This is a genomic window from Amycolatopsis regifaucium (assembly GCF_001613935.1).
Taxonomy (GTDB): domain Bacteria; phylum Actinomycetota; class Actinomycetes; order Mycobacteriales; family Pseudonocardiaceae; genus Amycolatopsis; species Amycolatopsis regifaucium.
Window position 1 is genome coordinate 20,924 of sequence record NZ_LQCI01000023.1, and the last position, 22,394, is coordinate 43,317.

The window sequence follows — 22,394 nt, forward strand, 5'->3', positions numbered from 1 at the left end:
CTGAGGCCGTGCCACACTGCCCGGCATGGGCGAGCACGCTGAAGAGAAGGAAACCGCAGATCAGGCGACCAGGCGCAAGATCGACTGGCGCGCGGGCGGCGGGCGCGCGGCCGGTCTGCTGGCCGGGATCGTCCGCTGGATCGGGCTGATCTTCGCGGCGATCCTGGTGCTGCACGTCGTCTTCGTGATCGGTGAGGCCAACCCCGACAACGGCATCGTCTCGTTCGTCCGCGGCTGGGCCGACGGGCTCCTGCTGGGCTTCAAGGACCTCTTCATGCCCGAGGACGCCAAGCTGCGCGTGCTGATCAACTACGGCGTCGCGGCGGTCTTCTGGATGGTCGTCTCGGCGATCCTCGCGAAGGTCATTCGCCGCGTCGGCGGTTCGAACTAGCCGCGTTTAGTCCTCTGAATGCGCTGCTTGCGCGTGCGACTACCGCATCCAGAGGACTAAACGCGGTCGACGCCGAGACGTTCGTATACCTCGACGGCGGCCTTCGGGTCGTCGGCGGTGAACTTCACGACGCGGACGGACTCGGTCTTCCCGAGCGGTCTGGTCACGGTGACCGGTTCACGCAGCTCGACGACCAGGTTGGTCTCGTAGTAGTTGTCGTGGCTGAGCCACGTTTCGTCGCGAAAGGCCTTCGCCTTGGCGGGATCGTGGCTCTCTTTCAGGTGGCGCAGGCTGACGATGTTCTCCCTGGGGATCCGCACGTCGTAGAACGAGCTGTAGCGAATCCGCACTTCTCGCGAGGAGATCACGTGCGGCCGGACGACGGTGCCCGCGTAGACCCCGAAGATCAGCAGCACCGAGTAGACGCCGAGGACGAGTAGCAGGAGATCGGCGAACGGGCCGAGGTCGATGAGCCAGAACAAGCCCGCTTCGACCAGGCTGACCATGGCGAAGACGATGAAGATCGCCTTGCCGTTCGATCCGTAGGGGACGGCGACCGCGTCGCCGTCGATACCGTCCTTGCGGCGCCTCAGGTACAGCCAGAGGCCGGCCAGCGTACGTGCCTCGTTCCGGAAATGACTTCGCAAAGCCCCCATATCCCCAGGCTAGCGATCGAACTGAGCCAGGATCTTCAGCGCGTCGGCGGAACCCGGATCCTTCGGTGTGTAGATCTCCAAGCGGTGATCGGGACTGTCCGGCTGAAGCCACACCTGGTAATCGACGCTCACCGCGCCGATCGTGGGATGCCGCAGGTGCATGGCGCCGACGGTGCAATCGGCGACGTCTCCGGTCGCCCAGAGCGCGGCGAAGTCGTCACTGCGCATGGTCAGTTCGCCGATGAGCCCGGCCAGCCGGGCGTCGGTGGGATGACGGCCCGCGGTCAGCCGCAGGTAGGCGACGTGGACGCGGGCGAGTTCGGCCCGGTTCCGGTACAGGTCGCGGGTGAGCGGGTCGAGGAAGAACATCCGCGGGAGGGACGGGCGCCGCTCCGGATCCCGCGGCGCGTCGAAAGCGACATGTTCGGCCATGAGCGCGTTCCCGGCGTGGTTCCACGCGAGCACGTCGCCGCGACGGCCGAAGACGAGCGCGGGCACGGCCTCACCGAGATTTTCCAGCAGCGCGACGACGCGGGGGTGCGGCTCCTCCGGCCCCGGGTCGGCCAACCGGGGGAGGGCGGGCTGCCGGGCGAGGTTGAGCAGATGGCCGGTCTCGACGTCGTCGAGCCGCAGCGCCCTGGCGAGCGCGTCGAGGACCTGGCGTGAAGCGGTCTCGGCCTGGCCCTGTTCCAGTCGCGTGTAATACCCGGCGCTCACCCCGGCGAGCTGGGCGAGTTCTTCCCGCCGAAGGCCGGGCACCCGACGTGCGGTGCCGTAGGTGCGCAGGCCCAGCTCGGCGGGCGTCACCCGATCCCGGCGGCTTTTCAAGAACGTCCCCAGGCTCTCCACGACTGCGAGCTTAAGCGCGCCCGGCCGGTCCGTGGGTATACCTGTCAGGGGTACCCAGGACAGGTGGCTGGCTGCCGGATGGGCGGTGTCGCACCGTCGGCGTCATGACACGAGAGAGCACACGGTCCTGGTTCGGCCTCCTGGTGATCCTCTGCCCGGTACTCCTGGTCTCCATGGACGGGTCGATCCTGTTCCTCGCGATGCCCAGGATCAGCCAGGCGCTGACCCCGACTGCCGATCAGCAGCTGTGGCTGCTGGACGTCTACGGGTTCGCCGTCGGTTCGCTGCTGATCGCGTTCGGCGCCATCGGCGACCGGTACGGCCGGTTGAAGCTGCTGATGATCGGCGCCACGGTGTTCGGTGCCGCGTCGGCAGGCGCGGCCTTCGCGCCAAGCCCGGAACTGCTGATCACGTTCCGCGCGGTGATGGGTCTGGCGGGTGCGACGCTGCTGCCGTCGGCGCTGGCGGTGCTGAGCGAAATCTTCACCGATCCCCGGCGCCGCGCCCAGGCCATCGGCGTCTTCGCGGCCGCGTTCGCCGCCGGTTTCGCGATCGGTCCGATCCTCGGCGGCGCGTTGCTGGACCGGTTCTGGTGGGGCTCGGTCTTCCTGGTCAACCTGCCGGTCATCGCGGTCTTCCTGCTGCTCGCGCCGGTGCTGCTCCGGGAGGTCCGGGCCGCCGGGACCGGCCGGGTCGACGTGCCGAGCGTGGTCCTGTCCGCCACCGGCCTGCTCCTCGCGATCTACGGCGTCAAGCACACCGCGGCGGAAGGGCTGTCCGCCGCCGGGGTGGCCGCGGGGATCGCCGGGATGGTCCTGCTGGGATGGTTCGCCCGCCGCCAGCGGACCCTCGACCAGCCGTTGATCGACTTCTCCTTGTTCCGCGACCGGATCTTCACCATCGCGATCGTCACCGGTCTGCTGCCGCTGGCGGCGTGGTCGGCGGCCGCCTACCTGGCGGGGATCCACTTGCAGTCCGTCCTCGGCCTGGCCGTTTCGGCCGCGGCGCTGCTGGCCCTGCCGGGGGCGGCGGTGCTGACGATCATGTGCGTCGTCACCCCGGCGTTGGTCGACCGGGTCGGCAAGAAGACGGCGCTGGTCCTCTGTCACTTCTCCATCGCCGTCGGCCTGCTGCTGTTGCTGATGACCGGTGTCTCGGGCGGGGCGGGCTGGTACGTCGCCTCGACAGTGGTCGCGGGCGTCGGCTACGGCATCTCGTTCAGCGTGGTGGCCGACACGGCAGTCGCCGCGGTGCCCGCCGAGCGGGCGGGAGCGGCGGGTGCGATCGCGGAGACCAGCAACGAGATCGGCAACGCGCTCGGGATCGCGCTCATGGGCTCGCTCGCCGCGGTGGTGTTCCGCGTGGCGGGGCCGGAGCTCGCTCCCACGCTCGACGAGACCCTCCAGCTGCCTGGAATCGCGCCAGCGGCCGCCGCTGGCGCGAAGAAGGCCTTCGTTTCGGGGCTGCACACGGCCGTGGTGGTGCTGAGCCTGCTGCACTTCGCCTTGGGAGCACTCGCGCTGCGCTGGCTCCCTCAGTCTCCGTCGGTGAAGGCGCTCGCGCCCCACGTGTCCGAGTAGGCGAACTCCGCCAGCGGCAGCCGCTCCCTCGGCGCCTTCTCCCGCTCGATGCGCCAGTCCTCTTCGAGCACCGACGGGTCCGCGGGCGAGCCGACGGCGATGGCGACCTTGGGGACGACGTCGTCCGGAAGGCCGAAGAAGTCCTTCGCCGCGTCGGCCGAGAATCCCGCCATCTGGTGCGCGATCAGGCCGAGGTCGACGGCCTGGAGCACGAGGTTCTCGGTCGCCAGGCCCAGCCCGTACTCGGCGTAAGGGACGGCGCCCTTCTCGTTCGTGGTCACCATCAAGCCCATCAGCAGGAGCCCGGCGCGGTGGGCCCACGCGCGGTTGCCCGAGTTGAGTGTCGCGAGGATCCGGTCGAACGACGGCGTACCCCGCAGGCCGACCAGGTAGCGGGCGGGTTGGGTGTTGCCGAACGAGGGCGCCCATCGGGCCGCTTCGAGCAGCGCGCGGAGCTGCTCTTCGGTGACGATGGCTGACTCGTCGTAGGCGCGAGGGCTCCACCTCGCGGCCAGGATTGACGCGATCGGGGTACTTGTCTCGGCTGGCTTGTGCACCGCCGGACCTTAACAAGGGGGTGCTCTCCGTCACTAAAGTGAAAGCCCTCCCACCATTTCGTTGGTGTCAAGGAAGATTTACTTCCTTGAGTCCTCGAAGCGGTGGTCAGGACCACTTACGAGGGTGGCAGGCGTGCGCGACCCCGGTAGGCTTTCGCCCAAATAAGGGACGCGGGGGCTCCTCGGTGCCCACCAGGAGCCGCCCGGCCCGTCGAGGAGGTTCGGGCGTGGCCCTCGTGGTCCAGAAGTACGGCGGTTCGTCGCTGGAAAGTGCCGACCGGATCAAACGCGTCGCGGAACGCATCGTCGCCACCAAGAAGGCGGGCAACGACGTCGTCGTCGTCTGCTCCGCCATGGGAGACACGACGGACGAGCTGCTCGACTTGGCTCAGCAGGTCAACCCGGCGCCGCCGGAGCGTGAGATGGACATGCTGCTCACGGCGGGTGAGCGGATCTCCAACTCGCTGGTGGCGATGGCGATCTCGGCGCAGGGTGCGGAGGCGTGGTCGTTCACCGGTTCGCAGGCCGGCGTGGTGACGACGTCGGTGCACGGCAACGCGCGGATCATCGACGTCAGCCCCAGCCGGGTCACCGAAGCCCTCGACCAGGGCTATATCGCGCTGGTGGCGGGCTTCCAGGGCGTGTCACAGGACACCAAGGACATCACCACGCTCGGCCGCGGCGGTTCGGACACCACCGCCGTCGCGCTGGCCGCGGCGCTGAACGCCGATGTCTGCGAGATCTATTCCGATGTGGACGGTGTGTACTCGGCCGACCCGCGGATCGTGCCGGACGCGAAGAAGCTCGAGACCATTCCGTACGAGGAGATGCTCGAACTCGCGGCCAGTGGTTCGAAGATCCTGCACCTGCGCTCGGTGGAGTACGCGCGCCGCTACGGCGTCCCGATCCGAGTCCGTTCTTCCTACAGTGACAAGCCGGGCACCACGGTGGCCGGTTCTATCGAGGAGATCCCCGTGGAACAAGCGTTGATCACCGGTGTGGCGCACGACCGCTCCGAAGCCAAGATCACGGTGACCGGCGTCCCGGACCACGCCGGTGCCGCCGCCAGGATCTTCCGGGTGATCGCCGACAACGAGATCGACATCGACATGGTGCTGCAGAACGTGTCCAGCACGGTGTCCGGCCGGACCGACATCACCTTCACGCTGTCGAAGGCCAACGGGGCGAAGGCCGTGCAGTCGCTGGAGAAGATCAAGGGCGAGATCGGCTTCGAGTCGGTCCTCTACGACGACCACGTCGGCAAGGTGTCGCTCGTCGGCGCGGGGATGCGTTCGCACCCCGGTGTCACGGCGACGTTCTGCGAGGCGCTCGCGCAGTCGGGCGTCAACATCGAAATCATCAACACCTCGGAGATCCGGATCTCGGTGCTGATCCGGGACGCGCAGCTCGACGACGCGGTGCGCGCGATCCACGAGGCGTTCGAGCTCGGCGGCGATGAAGAAGCCGTCGTCTACGCGGGGAGTGGTCGCTGATGCCGGAAGGTTTGCGGGTAGGAGTCGTCGGGGCGACCGGCCAGGTCGGTGGCGTGATGCGCCGTCTGCTGGCCGAACGGGGTTTCCCGGTCGCCGAAATGCGGTACTTCGCTTCGGCGCGGTCCGCCGGTTCGAAGCTTCCGTGGCGGGACGAGGAAATCGTCATCGAGGACGCGACGACCGCCGATCCGTCCGGTTTGGACATCGCGCTGTTCTCCGCCGGCGGCTCGACTTCCAAGGCGCAGGCCGAGCGGTTCGCCGCCGCCGGTGCCACGGTGATCGACAACTCGTCGGCCTGGCGCATGGACCCGGATGTCCCGCTGGTCGTCAGCGAGGTCAATCCGGAGGCGGTCAAGGAGGCACGGAAGGGGATCATCGCGAACCCCAACTGCACCACGATGGCCGCGATGCCGGTGCTCAAGCCGCTGCACGCCGAGGCGGGCCTGGTGCGGCTGGTCGCCAGCACCTACCAGGCGGTGTCCGGCAGCGGGCTCGCCGGTGTCGAGGAGCTGGAAGGCCAGCTCGCCGCGTCGGCGTCGAACGCGGGCGCGCTGACCCACGACGGCGCGGCGGTGACCTTCCCCGAGCCGAAGAAGTACGCGCGCACCATCGCGCACAACGTCCTCCCGCTCGCCGGGTCCATTGTGGACGACGGTGAGTTCGAGACGGACGAGGAGAAGAAGTTCCGCAACGAGAGCCGCAAGATCCTGAGCATCCCGGAGCTGCGTGTTTCGTGCACGTGTGTGCGGGTGCCGGTGTTCTCGGGGCATTCGATCTCGATCAACGCGGAGTTCTCGCAGCCGCTTTCCGTCGCGCGCGCGACGGAACTGCTGACCGGCGCTCCCGGCGTGGAGCTGTCGGAGATCCCGACCCCGCTGCAGGCCGCGGGCCAGGACCCGTCCTACGTCGGGCGGCTGCGGACGGATCCGGGCGTCGACGGTGGTCGCGGCCTGGTGCTGTTCCTGTCGAACGACAACCTGCGCAAGGGCGCGGCGCTCAACGCCGTCCAGATCGCCGAACTGGTCGCGCAGTCCTGACACCCGTCCCGCATTCAGAGGACGAAACGCGTTCTACCTCAGTGGCGTGAGAGGAAAGGTCCTTTCCTTGCAAATTTCGCAAGGAAAGGACCTTTCATTGCGCGCGCGCCCCGGTCCCAACCGCATTTAGAGGACTAAACGCGTCAGGGCTTCGCGGCCCCGAAGCAGGCCGCATACCGCGTCGCCAGGAACTCGGCCCGCGCGTCCCCGCTGTAGGCCCACATCCCGCCATCGGCCCGCGTCCCCAAGTGCCGGAACTGCTCGACGGCCTCGTCGAAGCGGCCGTTCTCGACGAGCGCCTTCGCCGCGTACGCCCGGTCCCCCCGCGTCGCCGGGTGGTCGCGGCCTTCGCCGTTGAGCCACGCGACGATCCCGTCGAGCGCGCCGGCGACGCGCGAGTCACGCCAAGCGGGCACGTCATGGAACTCGGATTCGTGCGCGGCGATCAGCAGCAGCGGCGCCAGCTTCGGCGACTTGGCCGCGGCGGTCTCGGCGAACTCCCACATCAGTTCGGCCGAGCCGAACCACTTCGGGCACCAGTACTGCAGTGCCCGCGTATGCGCTCCGCGGTGCTGAGGATCGCGCGCGACGAGTTCCGCCCAGACCCGCAGGTATTGGTCGTTTTCGTACTGCCGTCCCATCGCGATCGCGAGCATGGTCACCCACGGTGTCGGGTCGTCGGGAGCGAGTGCGGAAGCCTCGTTCGCCGCCTCCTCCGCCTGCTCCAGAATCCGGAAGAACGCGGCGAACTGCTCCTCGGTGACGTGTTTCGCCTGCAGCCCGCTGCGCACCTCCCACGCCACGTGCACCAGCGATTCCGCGTTGACCAGCGCCGCGCCCGGGTCGCCGGGGCGGGCCTTGCGCCACGCCCGCAGCCATTCGTCGTCCTTCGCGGCGGCCTCGCCGAGCGCGCCGTTCACCAGGTCGCGGCGATCCCAGGTCCCCCAGGTCGACGCCAGCAGCGCCGCGGCGTCCTCCCAATCGCCTCGCGCGGCCGACTCATGGACGGCGAGGATGTCCTCGTCGGTCCAGTACTCCTTGGTCGACACCTCACTGTCCGGCGGGAGACCCCAGCGTGTGACGTCCGGGATCTTGCCCTTGAACTTGGGCTTCACCGGCGGCAGCATCGCGGCGAGCTCTTCCGGCGTCATGACGTCGGTGAGTTCGTCGACGCTGATGCCGCGTCGCTTCGCCTCCTTCATCAGGGCGAAGACGGCCTTGCGTTCACGGGATTTGAGCAGCCAAAGCACTTCGGAACTCCTTCAAGAACGAACGAGCGTGACGGACGGCCGGTAACCGGTGGACACCCCGGCGGCCGTCAGCAGCGCGCGCAGTGGCGCGGTGTCGGCTTCGGCGGCGGTCGCCTTGCCGAGGGCGGACGGCAGCAGGTCTTCGAGCGAGCCGTCCACGGTGAACGGCGACGGGCCCGACCACGACAGCGACCACCGCGCGACCCCGACGTCGGCGAGCGCCGCGCGGACCACGACCTCCAGCCGCCCGCGGACGGAGACGGCGGCGAGCTCGCGCCGCGCGCGGGGCCCGGCGCCGGCGGGCGGCTTCTCCGCAGGGTCGGCGAGTTCTTCGTGCCTGCCCGCGTCGAGCAGGTCCAGCGCCGTGTCCAGGGTCCGTTCGCCCAAGACTTCGGCGGCCGCTTCGGCGGCGGCGTGGCGGCGGCCGATGGCGACCAAGGAGTGCCAGTCGGTACGCCGCTTCGCGCGCGCCTCGTCGGAGAAGACGGTGAAAAGTGCCTGGTCGAGCATCGCCTCGGCGCCGGTCAGCAGGTCGGTCGCCGGGCGCTCGCCGCGAGCACGGACCGGAACCGGCGCACCGGCTTCGAGCGTCGCGACGCGGTCGCGGGTGGCCGGATGCGTGTCATACCGCGAGGTCTTCTCCTCCGCCGGGTTCCGCCGCAGCTCCTCCATCTGCTCGGCCCTGGTCGGGTCGGTGAGCAGCGCGCGGTAACCCTCGCCGAACCGGTCGGGCAGATAGCCCGCGTCCCAGCCGATCGCGGCGTAGTTGTTCATGAAGAACTGCCAGGTGACGGCCAGCGGTTCGAGCTCGCGCAGTGCCGAGACGGCCGCTTCGGTACCGGCGAGCCGCGCCGAGACGGCGTCGGCCGCGAATTCCTGGGCACGGCAGACGCTCATCGAGACGGCGAAGTAGAGCTTCGCGTACTGCTTGAAGATCCAGCCGACGAAGCGCTCGAAGTAGTTTTCGCGGCTCAGGCTGTTGACCACCCGCGCGATCGACTTGCGCCCGCGATAGGTCAGCGCGGAGAACCGGGTGTCCTTGTTGCTGTAGTGCCCCAGTTCGTGCGCGAGCACCGCGCGGAACTGGTCCTGGCGCAGGCCCATGATCAGCGGGACACCGATGATCATCCGGCGGCGCAGGACCCTCAGCCCGAGCCAGGAGGTCCGCTCGGTCACCGCGGCGTTGAGGTCCGGATCGAGGTAGATCTCGTCCGGCGGCCGCGTGCCCGCCTCGCCCGCTAGCTCCCGGACCAGCGCCCAGAGCGCGGGCTGGGCTTCCGGCGTCACCAGGACGCCCGGTACCTCGTCATCGGTCGTCCGTTCGACCTTGAGCAGGGTTTTGAGCAGGATCCACGCGGCCGGGACCGTGATGATGCCGAGCTTCACCGCCGCGAAAACGTTGTGCTGCAGCGCGACCACTTCGAGCGCCACGATCCCGCCGACGAACGCCAGTACGAGCAGCGGAAACCCGGCGAGCAGGACGGCAGCGAGCAGCCCACGAAAAGACTTCACCGTGAAACGGACCTTCCCCAGAGTTGGTGTACCCCCGACACCGAGCGCTCATTGTGCCCGAATCACCCGCGACGGCCGATCACTTTTCGAATACGATCGAAGACTTCGCGATGAACATCACCTCGCTCCCCGGTGGTCGCGTGTGGACTGTCCACTGTGGAGACTGGTAATTGCCTTGTCCGGCTCGTCCGGCCAGTGCATTCTCGAAGGCGACAAACGTTTTCCACGAAGGGAAAGTCATGTACACGGCGGTCGAAGGCTCGCGGGTTCCGATCCGGATGTGGGCTGATCCCATCTCGGTCGAAGACCAGGCCATGCGACAGCTGCACAACGTCGCCAACCTGCCGTGGGTGCACGGCGTCGCGGTCATGCCCGACGTCCACTACGGCAAGGGCGCGACCGTCGGCAGCGTGATCGCGATGCGCGACGCCGTGTCCCCGGCCGCGGTCGGGGTGGACATCGGCTGCGGGATGAGCGCCGTGCGGACCTCGCTCACCGCCGCGGATCTGCCCGACGACCTGCTGAAGCTCCGCCGCCGGATCGAATCGGCCGTCCCGGTCGGCTTCGGCCTGCACAAATCGCCGGTGAATCCGGCGAAGGTGCACGGTGTCGGTGGCTGGGACGCGTTCTGGAAGTCCTTCGGTGACCTGCACGCCGGCGTCCAGGACCTGCACGACCGCGCGGCACGGCAGATCGGGAGCCTCGGTGGCGGCAACCACTTCATCGAGGTCTGCCTCGAACAGGGCGGCGACGACGAAGGCCGCGTATGGCTGATGCTGCACTCCGGCTCGCGCAACATCGGCAAGGAACTCGCGGAACGCCATATGGCCGTCGCGCGGAAGCTGCCGCACAACGCGGACCTGCCGGATCCTGACCTCGCGGTGTTCGTCGCGGGCACGCCGGAGATGCGGGCGTACCGGCGGGACCTGTTCTGGGCGCAGGACTACGCGGCACGCAACCGGGCCACCATGGTCGCGCTCGTCAAGCAGGCGCTGAAGGACGTCGTCCCCCAGACGACGTTCGACGACGCGATCTCGTGCCACCACAACTACGTCGCCGAAGAGACTTACGACGGCGTCGACCTGCTGGTGACCCGCAAGGGCGCGATCCGCGCGGGTTCGGGCGACCTCGGGATCATCCCGGGCAGCATGGGCACCGGTTCGTACATCGTGCGCGGTCTCGGCAACGAGTCGTCCTTCCAGTCCGCGTCGCACGGCGCGGGCCGCCGGATGTCGCGGAACAAGGCCAAGAAGCTGTTCACCGCCGACGACCTCGCCGCGCAGACCGCCGGGGTGGAATGCCGGAAGGACTCCGGCGTCGTGGACGAGATCCCGGCCGCGTACAAGGACATCGAAACGGTGATCAAGGCGCAGACCGACCTCGTCGAGGTGGTCGCGCACCTGAAGCAGGTCATCTGCGTCAAGGGGTGAAGCGTGGGTGGGTGCCGGGGAACCCGACATTCCACCCACGTTTCTCGCTACTGTGGTTTTCATGAAGAGGTTGGGAATCGCGGCGCTGCTGGTGGCCGCCGGACTCACGCTGGTGGGCTGCAGCGAGGTCACGAACGCGGTCGATCAGACGAACAAGGCCGCGACGAAGGTCGGCGCCTGCGCCGAGGCACTCAGCCTCGTCGACCTCAATCCGGACCCGGCGACCATCAAGGAGCGGGCCGCGGACAAGGAAAAGCGCCTGCGTGGGCTGGCGAACAGCGTCGGCGAGCAGAACGTGGCGGGTGCGCTCACCGGCATGGCCGACTCGTACCTGCAGGTCCAGAAGGAGAACCTCCAGGACGCGGGCAAGATCGCGGCCTGGACCAAGCGCAACCTCGACCGGGTGGACGCCCTCCGCCAGGTCTGCGCCTGACCAACCCTCGCAATTCGTCCTCTAAGTGCGGTGGGATGCGTGCGCAACTACCGCAATTAGAGGACGAAACGCGTCAGGACGAAGCCATCGCGGGCACCTTGGCGGGGGTGCGGGTGCGGCGCCAGAACAGGCCGGCCGACGCGATCACCAGGGCCCCGGCGGCCGAGGCGGCGAACCCCCAGCCCGGGCTGGAGTGGTCGATCACGAACCCGATGATCGGGCTCCCGATCGCCAGCCCGATCCGGCTGGCCGCGTCCAGCAGGCCCATCGCCTCGCCGCGCACCCGCGCCGGGGCCGCCGCGCTGACCGTCTCCGTGCTCGCCGCGAGCGTGGGCGCGCACAGCACGTTGCTCGGGAACAACACGATCGCCAGCAGCCACCACGGTTCGGCGATCAGCCCGACCGGCAGCGTGAGCACCGCGAGCAGCACCATCAGCGTGCCCTGCGAAAGCGAGCGCCGGACCACGCCGTGGATCGCCCCGCCGAGGACGGACGCGACGCACATCAGCGTGATCAGCAGTCCGGACCACGCGATGTCGCCGCTCGCGCGCAGGGTCGCCAGCGCCGCGAGTTCCATGCCGACCAGGCAGAACAGCGCGCCGGCGGCGATGAACATCGCCATCACGAGCCGCCCGGTGAGCCAGCTCCGCACCGGCGGCCGCTCCCCGGTGAACACCTCGGCGTCGGCCTCGGCGCGGATCGGCGGGTTCTGCCGGTAGATCAGCGTCGCCGAGATCGCGAAGCAGACCCCGATACCGGTGAGCGCGTAGACCGCGGGAAGCTGCGTGATCGCCATGATCCCGGCCGACGGCCCGATCATGAACGACGCCTCCACCAGGATCGTGTCGAGCGAGTAGGCCGCCCGGCGCTGCTCCAGCGGCACGAGCGCGGTGAGCACCAGTCGCGCGAGCGTCCCGGCGGGCACCGACAGCACACCCGCGGGGAGTGCGACCACCAGCAGCGCTTGATACGGCAGATGCGGCGCGCCGACCCAGAACGCCGTCGACGCCAGCCCGCAGATCGCGACCACCGGCCGCAGCCCGTAGCGGTCGACGTACCGGCCGACGAGTGGCGCCCCGATCGCGCTGCCGAGGGTGGTCGCCGCGCCGACCAGCCCGGCGGCGCCGTAGCCGCGGCCGAGGTCGTTGACCACGTACAGCGTCATCGTCACGCCCATGGCCGTCATCGGGAGCCGCGCCAGGAACATCAGCAGCATCGAGCTGGGAACCCCGGGCACGGCTAACACGCGACGGTACGGAGCGAGGGCCATACGTTGGATGAGAACGTAACTTGGTACGCGCGTGCAACTTTATTTCGTCGTGCTCCTCACCCGGCCTGAGAGAGTTTCTTGACTCATTCCAGAAAACGCGGGAGGGTGGTGGGACCACCACGAACCAGGAGGCACCGGCGTGACCCTGCCGACCACGAACAACGTGGGCATCCCCGTCGCGAGCGACAACGACTCGCTGACGCTGGGCGCCAACGGCCCGATCCTGCTCCAGGACCACTACCTCATCGAGAAGAACGCCCAGTTCAACCGTGAGCGCGTGCCCGAGCGCGTCGTGCACGCCAAGGGTGGCGGCGCCCACGGCTTCCTCGAGGTCACCGAAGACGTCAGCCAGTTCACCAAGGCCGCGCTCTTCCAGCCGGGGGTGCGCACCGAGAGCCTGATCCGCTTCTCGTCCGTGGCCGGGGAGAACGGTTCGCCCGACACCTGGCGCGACCCGCGCGGCTTCGCGGTGAAGTTTTACACCTCCGAGGGCAACTACGACCTCGTCGGCAACAACACTCCGGTGTTCTTCATCCGCGACCCGATCAAGTTCCCCGACTTCATCCACTCGCAGAAGCGCCGCGCCGACAACCATCTGCGCGACCACGACATCCAGTGGGACTTCTGGACCCTGCGTCCCGAGTCGGCGCACCAGGTCACCTGGCTGATGGGCGACCGCGGCATCCCGTCGAACTGGCGTGAGATGGACGGCTTCGGCTCGCACACCTACCTGTGGGAGAACGCGGGCGGCGAGAAGTTCTGGGTCAAGTACCACTTCAAGACCGACCAAGGCATCGGCTACCTGTCGCAGGCCGACGCGGACCGCATCGCGGGTGAGGACTCGGACTTCTACATCCGCGACCTGTTCAAGAACATCAAGCTGGGCAACCACCCCAGCTGGACGCTGCACGTACAGGTGATGCCCTACGCCGAAGCCGCGGACTACCGCTTCAACCCGTTCGACCTGACCAAGGTGTGGCCGAAGGGCGACTACCCGCTGATCAAGGTCGGCCGCTACGTGCTCGACCGCAATCCGGCGAACTACTTCGCGGAGATCGAGCAGGCCGCGTTCGAGCCGTCCAACCTGGTGCCGGGCATCGGCCCCTCACCGGACAAGATGCTGCAGGGCCGCCTGTTCGCCTACCCCGACGCGCACCGCTACCGGATCGGCGCGAACTACACCCAGCTGCCGGTCAACGCGCCGAAGTCCCCGGTGAACAGCTACTCGCGAGACGGCGCGATGCGCTACAACAACCCAGGCGACCCGGTGTACGCGCCGAACTCCTACGGCGGTCCGCACGCCGACGCGGAGATCGCCTCCGAGACCGCGTCGAGCTACGGCGTCGAGGACGAGGTCATCCGGTCGGCTTACAAGCTCCACGCGGAGGACGACGACTTCGGCCAGCCGGGCACACTCGTGCGCGAGGTGATGGACGATGAGCAGCGTGCGCGGCTCGCGAGCAACATCATCGGCCACGCCTCGAACGACGTTTCGCGGCCGGTGCTCGAGCGCGTCTTCGAGTACTGGCGAAACGTCGACAAGGACCTCGGCGACAAGGTCGCGGACGCCTTCCGCGAATAGAACGACCTCTCTTCGAGAGGCTGCTCCCACCACCGGAACGCACCCGGGGCGCGTCGTCCTCGCGCACCGGGTGCGTTTCCGTCTCCGCACTCACGTTTGCAACGCGTTGCGCCAAAACGCCCTGTTCTACCGTGTCGATCGGTCACGCATGGGAGCCGTCACTTGGGGGCGAGGCCCAGCCGCAGTGCGCCCGCCGCTTCGGCCGTCGCTTCACGGAACCGCTGACCGACGCCGATGAAGTTGATGTACCCGTGGATCAGGTCCGGCTGGCGGCTGAGCGCCACCGGAACCCCGGCCTTCCGCAATTTCTCCGCGTAGGCCTCGCCCTCGTCACGCAGCGGATCGAATCCGGCCGTCGCGATATACGCGGGCGGCAAACCGGAAACGTCGCCGTGCAGCGGGGAGAGTTTCGGGTTGTACAGATCCGTGCCCTTCGGCACGTAATGCCCCTCGAACCAGGTCATGTCCGAGTCGGTGAGGAAAAGATCCTCGGCGAACAATTCCCGGGAACGTCGGCGCACGGTGAAATCGGTCGCCGGATAGAACAGCAGTTGGAACGCGGGGACGCCACCGCCGCGTTTCACCGCCTGTTGCGCGGTCACCGCCGCGAGGTTTCCGCCCGCGCTGTCGCCGCCGACGGCGATGCGGGCCGGGTCGGCGCCCAGGTCCCGCGCCTTCGCATAGGCGTACTCGAAAGCCGCGATCGCGTCCTCGGTGGCGCCGGGGAACCGCGTCTCCGGCGCGAGCCGGTACTCCACCGAAAGAACCCGCACGCCCGCCTGCTTCGCCAGGTAGCGGACGGTGTTGTCGTGGGAGACGCGGCTGCCGACCACCCAGCCGCCGCCGTGGAAGAACACCAGCAGCGCGGACGGATCGGGCAGCCCGGCCGGGGTGTAGAGGGTGGCGGGCACGTCACCGTCACCCGTCGGGATCAGAAGCTCCCTCGTGGCGACCGCTTCGATGGTCTTGCCGCTGACCAGATGCCTGCTCGCCAGCAGGAGACTGCGCGACTCCTCGACGGTGTCTCGCACCAGCGACGCCTTCGCCAGCTTCTGCAGGCGAAGCAGGAGTTGGGCGTCCAGGGCGAGTTCCTGTCCGTCCAGGCGAAGCGGAGGTCCGGCGATGGCCCTTCTGACCGGCTTCGGGAGCCAGAACGCCAGCTGCGAGAACGCCGCCTCGGCACGGATCTGGAGCGGGATCGCCATACTTCCTCCTGAGGGCTTCCCGACAGGTTACTTATGAGTAGGTAGACCGTCCAGCGCGAGAAGGAGGCGTTGCGGCGAACGGGTGTGACACAGGCCTCCGTTCCAGATCCTGGTCCTCCACTTAAGTAGAGGGGTTAGCCTCGAAGCGTGACTTCGACGAACTCGGTTCATGTGCTTGGTATCGGCGGCTCCCTGCGGGAGGGATCGCAGTCCGAGCGCGCGGTACGCATCGCCTTGGCCGGTGCGGCCGAAGTCGGCGTCACCACCGAACTGATCGCCGGACCGGAACTGGTGCTGCCGTTCTACGACACCGCGTTGGAAGAGCGGCACGAAAAGGCCGTGCGGCTGGTCGAGGCGATTCGCCGCGCCGACGGCCTCATCGTCGTCTCGCCCGGCTACCACGGCGCGTTGTCCGGCCTGGTCAAGAACGCCTTGGACTATGTCGAAGACCTGCGCGACGACGCCCGCCCGTACCTCGACGGCCGCGCGGTCGGCCTCGCCGCCGTCGCTTTCGGCTGGCAGGCCGCGGTCACCACGCTGGAACAGCTGCGCACGATCACGCACGCGCTGCGCGGCTGGGCCACCCCATTGGGTGGTTCGATCAACACCGCGGAGACCAAGTTCGACGAAGCGGACGGCGCTTCCGACGAGAAGACCGTCCGCACCCTCCGGCTGATCGGAAGCCAGGTCGCGGAATTCGCGTTGAGTCGCGCCGGTCACTAGTCGTTTGCTCCGGTCGTCGTCCGGGTAATTTCCGGACGTGATGCCTGCCATGGGGTGGCAAGGTTTCGCGGTCGCGGGACGTTGACACAGAAGAGACGCTCACCGGGGGCGTGCCTTGAGACCAGGAGGTAGGCGAAGAATGACCCAGGCTCTGTACACCGCTGTGGCCACCGCTCGCGGCGACGGCCGCAATGGTGAGGTCACGTCCTCTGACGGCGTCATCGACGAGTCGCTGGCGATCCCGAAGGAGATGGGCGGACCGGGCGGTGACAAGACCAACCCCGAGCAGCTCTTCGCCGCCGGCTATTCCGCCTGCTTCCACTCCGCGCTGCAGCTCGTCGCGCGCCAGGCGAAAGTGAAGCTGGACGGCTCGACCGTCACCGCCGAGGTCAGCGTGCTCAAGCAGGGCGAGGGTTTCGGCCTCGGGGTGGCGCTCAAGGTTTCGCTGCCCGGCCTGGAGCAGGCGCAGGCCGATCAGCTCGTCGAGCAGGCGCACCAGGTGTGCCCCTACTCGAACGCGACCCGCGGGAACATCGAGGTCGCGCTGTCCGCGACGGTCTGATCCCGTCCACGACAGCTCCACTCGTACCGGCAATTTCTGAAAGGAAGACCGAAGATGGGCAAGTCCCCGATCCAGAGTCCGCTGAGCGAAGCCGACAAGGAGATCACCGGTAACGCCTTGCAGGCCACGCTGGTCGATCTCGTCGATCTGTCGCTGATCGCGAAGCAGGCGCACTGGAACGTCGTCGGCGCGAACTTCCGCAGCGCTCACCTGCAGCTCGACGAACTGGTCGCCACCGCGCGCCAGTACGTCGACGAGGTCGCCGAACGCGCCAACGCCATCGGCATCTCGCCGAACGGGCAGGCGAAGGCCGTCGTGGAAAGCTCCGGCCTGCCGGCCTATCCCGACAACTGGCAGTCCGTCGAGTCCACCGTCGCCGCGATCGTCGACATCCTCGCGGCGCTGATCGAGCGGCTCCGCAAGCGCATCGACGAGACCGACAAGAGCGACCTGGTCACCCAGGACCTCCTCATCGAGATCACCCAGGAGCTCGAAAAGGCGCACTGGATGTGGCAGGCGCAGCAGGCCTGACCCTCCTTTCGCGCGCCACCGGCGTGCAATGAAGGGGCCTTTCATTGCAAAATTTGCAATGAAAGGCCCCTTCATTGCATCGGTCGCGGCTGTCTCCACGTGCCGGTTCACCCGTGCCGGACTACCTTCGGGTCCATGGTGCTGCACAAGGGGAAAGCGACCGATCCGGACCGCAAGGGCGGGGCCAACCCGTTGCACGCCGGCGCGTACCCCGCGCTCGCCGCGAGAATCCGCCTCCCGCACGACAGCCTCGCCGAGGAACCGCTGCCGCCCGACACCGCGCTCCAGCTGGTCCGCGACGAACTCATGCTCGACGGCAATGCCCGGCTGAATCTCGCCACGTTCGTCACCACGTGGATGGAGCCGCAGGCCCGCGAGCTGATGGCCGAATGCGTCGACAAGAACATGATCGACAAGGACGAGTACCCGCAGACCGCGGAACTCGAGCGCCGCTGCGTGAACATCCTCGCCGATCTGTGGCACGCGCCCGACCCGCTCGCGATCATGGGCTGCTCCACCACTGGCTCCTCCGAGGCCTGCATGCTCGCCGGGATGGCGTTGAAGCGCCGCTGGTCGAAACTGGGGCGCGCCGGGAAACCGAACCTGGTGATGGGCGCGAACGTCCAGGTCTGCTGGGAGAAGTTCTGCGAATACTGGGAGGTAGAGCCGCGGCTGGTGCCGATGGACGGCGACCGCTTCCACCTCACCGCCGACGAGGCGATCGCCCGCTGCGACGAGAACACGATCGGCGTCGTCGCGATCCTCGGGTCCACTTTCGACGGTAGCTACGAGCCCGTCGCCGAGATCGCCGCGGCGCTCGACGGGCTCCAAGAACGATCCGGCTGGGACATTCCCGTGCACGTCGACGGTGCATCGGGGGCGATGATCGCGCCGTTCCTCGATCCGGAGCTGGTCTGGGACTTCCGGTTGCCGAGGGTGGCGTCGATCAACACCTCGGGGCACAAGTACGGGCTGGTCTACCCGGGTGTCGGCTGGGTGGTGTGGCGTGCCAAGGAGGCGTTGCCGGAGGAGCTGGTGTTCAACGTCAACTACCTCGGTGGTGACATGCCGACTTTCGCCTTGAACTTTTCGCGTCCCGGCGCGGAGGTGGCCGCGCAGTACTACACGTTCGTGCGGCTCGGGCGAGAAGGCTTCCGTGCCGTGCAACAGGCTTCGCGGGACGTGGCGACCCAGCTGGCGGATGGCATCGCCGAACTGGGTCCGTTCGAACTGCTGACGCGTGGTGATGAGCTGCCCGTGTTCGCCTTCACGACGAAGGCCGATGTCGACAGCTTCGACGTCTTTGACGTGTCGAGGCGGCTTCGCGAGCGCGGCTGGCTTGTCCCCGCGTACACGTTCCCCGAGAACCGGACCGATCTCGCGGTGCTGAGGATCGTGGTGCGCAACGGTTTCACGCACGATCTCGCCGATCTGCTGCTCGCCGACCTCCGGCGCCTGCTACCCGAGCTTGATCACGGCCCGCGACCGCGGACCGCGTTCCATCACTGAGCCGGGTGCCCTGCGTCACGCCGGATTTCCCCGCGCCCTACCGGCGCGTAACGTCGTGGGGTATGGGAGTCGCCGGAGACGAACGTCGTGCGTTGAGCGAGCTTTTCGAAGAGGTCGGCCCGGACGCGCCGACGCTGTGCGCGGGCTGGAAGACGCGGGATCTCGCGGCGCACCTGCTGGTCCGTGAGCGACGGCCGGACGCGGCGCCCGGGATCCTGGTGCCCGTGCTCGCCTCTTACACGCAGCGGGTGCAGGACTCCTATGCCGCGCGACCGTGGTCCGAGGTCGTCGGCAAGGTGCGGTCCGGTCCGGCCTGGTACTGGCCGACCACGATCGGCCCTCTCGACGAGCTGGTGAACGGCCCGGAGTTCCTGGTGCATCACGAGGACGTCCGCCGAGGTCAGCCCGGCTGGGAGCCGCGTCCGGCGGATCCCGCGCGGGACGCGGCCGCGTGGAAGTCGGCGAAGCAGGCGGCCAAGTTGAACCTGCGGAAATCACCGGTCGGCGTGATCCTGAAGACCCCCGAAGGCCGCGAGACGCTGGTGAAGGAAGGCCCGGACACGGTGACCGTGATCGGTGCGCCGGTCGAGCTGTTGCTGTTCGTCTTCGGCCGCGACGCCGTCCGCATCAGCTTCGAAGGTGACGCCTACGCGGTGGACAGGCTTCGGAAGCACGACCGCGGCCTTTAGAGTTCGGCCATGCCGATGATCAGCGTTTCGATGTTCCCGGGCCGCACGGCCGAACAGAAGCAGGCCCTCGTCCGCGAGGTGACCGACGCCTTCGTCCGCACCTGCGGCGGCAACCCCGAAGGCGTCTGGGTGACGATCAACGAGATCCCCGCCGAGCACTGGGCGGCCGGCGGAACCCTCTTCTCGGAGCGCTGAGCCATCCCGCGGCTGAGATGAAGGGGCCTTTCATCGCAAATTTTGCCATGAAAGGCCCCTTCATCTCACGTCAGCGGAGCCCGACGGCCCGCAGCGCGAAGAACACCTCGATCGCCGTCTGCTTGATCGTCTCGGCGATCACCAGTGAACCGTGCCCCGCGTCGAACCGGTAGAACTCGAACGGGATCTCCCGCTTCGCGAGCCTGTCGAGATAGTTCTCCACCTGCCGGATCGGGCATCGCGGGTCGTTGTCCCCGGCGAGCACCAGCACCGGCGCCGTCACGGCCTCGACGTAGGTGATCGGCGAGCATTCCCGGTACACTGCCGGCACCGTCTCCGGCGATCCGCCGAACAACGCCCGGTCGAACGAGCGGAGCTGCTCCATCTCGTCCTCGTACGCGGCGACGTAATCCGCGACCGGGACACCGGCGATTCCCGCCGCCCACCGCGCGGGCTGGGTGCCCAACGCCAGCAGGGACAGGTAACCGCCCCACGAAGCGCCGTTCACCACGCACTTCTCCGGATCAGAAAGTCCACTTTGGACCGCCCAATCGTGCACGGCGGCGACGTCCTCGAGTTCGGTCAGCCCGGGGCGGCCTTCGATGGCGTCGCGCCAGGCCGAGCCGTAGCCGGTCGAGCCGCGGTAGTTGACCTCGACGACGGCGAATCCGGCGTCCAGCCAGACGGCGCGATAGGCGGAGAACCGGTCCTCGTCGGCGGCATGCGGCCCGCCGTGCAAGGAGAAGACCGTCGGCAGCGGGCCTTCGGGCGCGTCGATCGGACGGGACACCAGCGCGTGGATCCGCCCGCCGACCCCGTCGACGAACGCGTCGGTGACCGGGGCGGATTCCGGAGCCCGCTCACCCGGCGGTTCGAGGAGCACCGAGTCGGCGCCGTCCGTGGTCCGCGCGCGTACCGCCGTCGGCTGCGCGGCACTGGACCACGAATACTCGACGGTCCCGTCCGGCCGCACCCCGGCGCCACCGATCCGGCCCGGCGGTGTGTCCAAAGAGGACAGTTCGTCGCGTGCGAGGTCGTACCGGTGCAGGGAACTGCGGCCTTGGTGGAAATGGACGACCAGGAGCGCTTGTGCGTCCGGGTACCAACCCGCGACCACCTCGCCCGGCAAATCGAGTTCGATCTCCCGCTCGGTGTCCGCGGCGGTGTCCCAGATCAGGAGTTCTTCGCGGCCGCGCCGCTCGTGCAGCACCAGGAGCCGCTGATCACCGGCGACCGGCGAGAACTCCAGCGCGCCGAGGCCCTTGCCTTCGCCGTCCCACTTGTCGGCGACGGTGGTGAAGCCGTCGGTCGACAGGACGCGCAGCGCGGGGTGTCGTGAATCACCGTGCTCGGAATGCGAGATCGCGAGCAAGGACTCGTCACGGGACAGCGACGCGATCCCGGCGTCGTCGTCATGGCGGTAGAAGCGGGTGGTCTCGCCGTCGATGTTGGCGAACAGTTCGCTGCCGTCGTCGGTCGAAACACCGACGGCGACCACGCGGGTGCCGATCTCGAGCCCGGCGGGGTAGCCGTCGTGGACGTCCGGCACCGCGCGTTCGGCGGCGGCCCCCGGGGTGAAGGGTTCGCGGACCCAGGAACCGAATTCGTCGCCGTCGGTGTCGTTGAACCACCAGATCCAGCGCCCGTCAGGGGACGGGGTCGCGTGCATGGTGCCGTTGGGCCGGTCGGTGACGCGGCGGTGCTCGCCGGTGGAGCGGTCCCAGGAGTAGACCTCCCAGACGCCGCTGGCGTTGGAGACGTAGATGTTCGCGTCCGGTGCGTCGATGGCCCACTCGGGAACCGAGATCCGCGGTGCGTGGAAACGGGCCCGCCACCTGGCCTCGGCTTCGGCGTCGTCGAACAGGCGGTCCGGGACCGCCGCGGACGGATATTTGTTGCCTGGCTGCGTGCTCACCCCTCGATCCTGCCACTCCGGAGCCGTACTGTGTGCGGGGTGCTGGAGGGAAACGCGCCACGCGCGCGGTCCGCGCGTCAGGCGGTCGAACGTGCCGTGTTCGCGCAACCGCTGTTCGGGCCGGGGATGGGGCTCGTCGACGTCGGCTGCGGCCCGGGTTCGATCACCCTCGGTATCGACGGCGGCCACAGAAAGTCCACAGTGGACTTTCTGGTCGCGGACGTGCGCGCGTTGCCGTTCGCCGAAGCTTCGGTGGACGTGCTCTTCGCGCACGCCGTCTTCGAGCAGCTGAAGGAACCCGGTGCCGCGCTCGCGGAAATGCGCCGCGTGCTCAAGCCGGGCGGAACGCTCGCACTGTCCACATCGGACTGGAGTCGGGCGCGTCTCCGGCCGAAGACGGCGAATGTCGACGCGGCCCTGCGAGGGCACTATTTGTTGTGCCGTCGTGCGGGTGGTGACCCGTTCGCCGGGCGTTCGATCCCCGCCGCGGTCACGGCCGCCGGTTTCCGGGACGTGCGAACGAAAACCCGTTACCGCACGGACGCGACATACCGGTCACTGGCGACGTACGTGGAGGCGCGGCTGGTGACGGCGCTGGAAACCGCGACGACCCCGGACCGCGACCAACTCGCCTCCGCCGCCCGCTCGGCATGGTCGTGGGCACGTTCCGGCGACGGTGACTTCGCCCAATGCTGGACCGAACTCCTCGCGACCCGCTGATCAAGAAAGGTCGTGAGTGGCGATTCGGGTTCTAACCCGAATCGCCACTCACGACCCAAGATGTCGGGAGCGATCAGGGGCACTCACGGCACCCCCACACGATCCGCGCCCCACGCACTCCGGGGGCGAAGCCCTCCCGGGCGGGGTCTGGGGGTTGCACCCCCAGAAACGCCGTTAGGGCCGGTGTGTTGGCGCTATCTGCCAACACACCGGCCCTAACGGACCTAACGTCGGGGTGGCGGGATTCGAACCCACGACCTCCTCGACCCGAACGAGGCACGCTACCAAGCTGCGCCACACCCCGG

General features: G+C 68.4%; 22 protein-coding genes and 1 tRNA gene. 14 read left to right on the top strand and 9 right to left on the bottom strand.

Features of this window, described 5'->3' with window-relative positions; all coding sequences use genetic code 11:
• Positions 1-25 precede the first annotated feature (25 nt).
• The gene (locus tag AVL48_RS21555) at positions 26-391 is read left to right on the top strand and encodes a hypothetical protein (protein ID WP_061985743.1); all 366 of its coding nucleotides are present in this window, start codon (positions 26-28) and stop codon (positions 389-391) included.
• A gap of 56 nt (positions 392-447) precedes the next feature.
• Here the strand turns inward: AVL48_RS21555 and AVL48_RS21560 are convergent, their stop codons facing one another.
• Both AVL48_RS21560 and AVL48_RS21565 read right to left on the bottom strand, forming a co-directional pair.
• A complete protein-coding gene (locus AVL48_RS21560; protein WP_244162376.1) occupies positions 448-1,047 on the bottom strand; it encodes a hypothetical protein in 600 nt (199 codons plus the stop codon).
• Between the two features lie 9 nt (positions 1,048-1,056).
• Complete coding sequence (locus AVL48_RS21565; protein ID WP_061985741.1) at positions 1,057-1,896, bottom strand: helix-turn-helix transcriptional regulator; 840 nt, start codon at positions 1,894-1,896, stop codon at positions 1,057-1,059.
• 104 nt (positions 1,897-2,000) lie between these two features.
• On the opposite strand from AVL48_RS21565, the gene AVL48_RS21570 reads away from it, so the two are divergent.
• Positions 2,001-3,476: an MFS transporter gene (locus AVL48_RS21570; RefSeq protein ID WP_061985739.1), complete on the top strand. Its 1,476-nt coding sequence runs from the start codon at positions 2,001-2,003 to the stop codon at positions 3,474-3,476.
• Here AVL48_RS21570 and AVL48_RS21575 read toward each other — a convergent pair.
• Entirely contained in the window at positions 3,431-4,033 is a 603-nt protein-coding gene (locus tag AVL48_RS21575) for a nitroreductase family protein (protein WP_061985737.1), read from the bottom strand. The genes AVL48_RS21570 and AVL48_RS21575 overlap by 46 nt on opposite strands.
• 227 nt (positions 4,034-4,260) lie before the next feature.
• Here AVL48_RS21575 and AVL48_RS21580 point away from each other — a divergent pair, with 227 nt between their 5' ends.
• Positions 4,261-5,526, top strand: coding sequence for an aspartate kinase (locus AVL48_RS21580; protein WP_061985735.1), 1,266 nt, complete (start codon positions 4,261-4,263; stop codon positions 5,524-5,526).
• Entirely contained in the window at positions 5,526-6,563 is a 1,038-nt protein-coding gene (locus AVL48_RS21585; protein ID WP_061985733.1) for an aspartate-semialdehyde dehydrogenase, read from the top strand. The genes AVL48_RS21580 and AVL48_RS21585 overlap by 1 nt, the downstream gene beginning before the upstream one ends.
• A 143-nt stretch (positions 6,564-6,706) precedes the next feature.
• Here AVL48_RS21585 and AVL48_RS21590 read toward each other — a convergent pair whose 3' ends face one another.
• Positions 6,707-7,813 (bottom strand): DUF4034 domain-containing protein, encoded by a 1,107-nt coding sequence (locus tag AVL48_RS21590; protein ID WP_061985731.1) that lies wholly within the window; start codon positions 7,811-7,813, stop codon positions 6,707-6,709.
• Between the two features lie 12 nt (positions 7,814-7,825).
• Positions 7,826-9,325 (bottom strand): M48 family metallopeptidase, encoded by a 1,500-nt coding sequence (locus AVL48_RS21595; protein ID WP_061985729.1) that lies wholly within the window; start codon positions 9,323-9,325, stop codon positions 7,826-7,828.
• Between the two features lie 239 nt (positions 9,326-9,564).
• Here AVL48_RS21595 and AVL48_RS21600 point away from each other — a divergent pair, with 239 nt between their 5' ends.
• Both AVL48_RS21600 and AVL48_RS21605 read left to right on the top strand, forming a co-directional pair.
• Positions 9,565-10,755 (top strand): RtcB family protein, encoded by a 1,191-nt coding sequence (locus AVL48_RS21600; RefSeq protein ID WP_061985727.1) that lies wholly within the window; start codon positions 9,565-9,567, stop codon positions 10,753-10,755.
• A gap of 61 nt (positions 10,756-10,816) precedes the next feature.
• The gene (locus AVL48_RS21605; protein WP_061985725.1) at positions 10,817-11,188 is read left to right on the top strand and encodes a hypothetical protein; all 372 of its coding nucleotides are present in this window, start codon (positions 10,817-10,819) and stop codon (positions 11,186-11,188) included.
• Positions 11,189-11,261: 73 nt separating this feature from the next.
• Here AVL48_RS21605 and AVL48_RS21610 read toward each other — a convergent pair whose 3' ends face one another.
• Positions 11,262-12,404: an MFS transporter gene (locus tag AVL48_RS21610; protein ID WP_061985723.1), complete on the bottom strand. Its 1,143-nt coding sequence runs from the start codon at positions 12,402-12,404 to the stop codon at positions 11,262-11,264.
• A 193-nt stretch (positions 12,405-12,597) separates the two neighbouring features.
• On the opposite strand from AVL48_RS21610, the gene AVL48_RS21615 reads away from it, so the two are divergent.
• Positions 12,598-14,040: a catalase gene (locus AVL48_RS21615; protein ID WP_061985721.1), complete on the top strand. Its 1,443-nt coding sequence runs from the start codon at positions 12,598-12,600 to the stop codon at positions 14,038-14,040.
• Positions 14,041-14,198: 158 nt separating this feature from the next.
• Here the strand turns inward: AVL48_RS21615 and AVL48_RS21620 are convergent, their stop codons facing one another.
• Positions 14,199-15,245: an alpha/beta hydrolase gene (locus AVL48_RS21620; RefSeq protein WP_061985719.1), complete on the bottom strand. Its 1,047-nt coding sequence runs from the start codon at positions 15,243-15,245 to the stop codon at positions 14,199-14,201.
• Between the two features lie 147 nt (positions 15,246-15,392).
• Between AVL48_RS21620 and AVL48_RS21625 the strand changes: the two genes are divergently transcribed.
• The 6 genes from AVL48_RS21625 (at position 15,393) to AVL48_RS21650 (ending at position 19,454) form a co-directional block, all read left to right on the top strand.
• A complete protein-coding gene (locus AVL48_RS21625) occupies positions 15,393-15,968 on the top strand; it encodes an NADPH-dependent FMN reductase (protein WP_177242364.1) in 576 nt (191 codons plus the stop codon).
• Positions 15,969-16,107: 139 nt separating this feature from the next.
• Positions 16,108-16,530, top strand: coding sequence for an organic hydroperoxide resistance protein (locus AVL48_RS21630; RefSeq protein WP_061985717.1), 423 nt, complete (start codon positions 16,108-16,110; stop codon positions 16,528-16,530).
• Between the two features lie 54 nt (positions 16,531-16,584).
• A complete protein-coding gene (locus AVL48_RS21635; RefSeq protein ID WP_061985715.1) occupies positions 16,585-17,061 on the top strand; it encodes a Dps family protein in 477 nt (158 codons plus the stop codon).
• Positions 17,062-17,196: 135 nt separating this feature from the next.
• Complete coding sequence (gene gad, locus AVL48_RS21640) at positions 17,197-18,570, top strand: glutamate decarboxylase (protein ID WP_061985713.1); 1,374 nt, start codon at positions 17,197-17,199, stop codon at positions 18,568-18,570.
• Between the two features lie 62 nt (positions 18,571-18,632).
• Positions 18,633-19,259, top strand: coding sequence for a TIGR03085 family metal-binding protein (locus tag AVL48_RS21645; protein WP_061985711.1), 627 nt, complete (start codon positions 18,633-18,635; stop codon positions 19,257-19,259).
• Positions 19,260-19,268: 9 nt separating this feature from the next.
• Positions 19,269-19,454 carry a 2-hydroxymuconate tautomerase gene (locus AVL48_RS21650; protein WP_061985709.1) on the top strand — a complete coding sequence of 62 codons (186 nt, stop codon included), beginning with the start codon at positions 19,269-19,271 and terminating at the stop codon, positions 19,452-19,454.
• Between the two features lie 70 nt (positions 19,455-19,524).
• Here AVL48_RS21650 and AVL48_RS21655 read toward each other — a convergent pair whose 3' ends face one another.
• Positions 19,525-21,369, bottom strand: a complete 1,845-nt coding sequence (locus tag AVL48_RS21655) for a prolyl oligopeptidase family serine peptidase (protein WP_061985707.1) — start codon at positions 21,367-21,369, stop codon at positions 19,525-19,527.
• A 39-nt stretch (positions 21,370-21,408) separates the two neighbouring features.
• On the opposite strand from AVL48_RS21655, the gene AVL48_RS21660 reads away from it, so the two are divergent.
• Entirely contained in the window at positions 21,409-22,089 is a 681-nt protein-coding gene (locus AVL48_RS21660; RefSeq protein WP_061985705.1) for a class I SAM-dependent methyltransferase, read from the top strand.
• A 230-nt stretch (positions 22,090-22,319) separates the two neighbouring features.
• On the opposite strand, the gene AVL48_RS21665 is transcribed toward AVL48_RS21660, so the two are convergent.
• Positions 22,320-22,393 (bottom strand) — tRNA-Pro (locus AVL48_RS21665).
• Position 22,394: the final 1 nt, after the last annotated feature.

Coding starts and splice junctions, on each gene's coding strand:
- AVL48_RS21555 (WP_061985743.1), top strand. CDS start 26: ATGGGCGAGCACGCTGAAGAGAAGGAAACCGCAGATCAGGCGACCAGG.
- AVL48_RS21560 (WP_244162376.1), bottom strand. CDS start 1,047: ATGGGGGCTTTGCGAAGTCATTTCCGGAACGAGGCACGTACGCTGGCC.
- AVL48_RS21570 (WP_061985739.1), top strand. CDS start 2,001: ATGACACGAGAGAGCACACGGTCCTGGTTCGGCCTCCTGGTGATCCTC.
- AVL48_RS21585 (WP_061985733.1), top strand. CDS start 5,526: ATGCCGGAAGGTTTGCGGGTAGGAGTCGTCGGGGCGACCGGCCAGGTC.
- AVL48_RS21600 (WP_061985727.1), top strand. CDS start 9,565: ATGTACACGGCGGTCGAAGGCTCGCGGGTTCCGATCCGGATGTGGGCT.
- AVL48_RS21605 (WP_061985725.1), top strand. CDS start 10,817: ATGAAGAGGTTGGGAATCGCGGCGCTGCTGGTGGCCGCCGGACTCACG.
- AVL48_RS21610 (WP_061985723.1), bottom strand. CDS start 12,404: ATGCTGCTGATGTTCCTGGCGCGGCTCCCGATGACGGCCATGGGCGTG.
- AVL48_RS21620 (WP_061985719.1), bottom strand. CDS start 15,245: ATGGCGATCCCGCTCCAGATCCGTGCCGAGGCGGCGTTCTCGCAGCTG.
- AVL48_RS21630 (WP_061985717.1), top strand. CDS start 16,108: ATGACCCAGGCTCTGTACACCGCTGTGGCCACCGCTCGCGGCGACGGC.
- AVL48_RS21635 (WP_061985715.1), top strand. CDS start 16,585: ATGGGCAAGTCCCCGATCCAGAGTCCGCTGAGCGAAGCCGACAAGGAG.
- gad (WP_061985713.1), top strand. CDS start 17,197: ATGGTGCTGCACAAGGGGAAAGCGACCGATCCGGACCGCAAGGGCGGG.
- AVL48_RS21645 (WP_061985711.1), top strand. CDS start 18,633: ATGGGAGTCGCCGGAGACGAACGTCGTGCGTTGAGCGAGCTTTTCGAA.
- AVL48_RS21650 (WP_061985709.1), top strand. CDS start 19,269: ATGCCGATGATCAGCGTTTCGATGTTCCCGGGCCGCACGGCCGAACAG.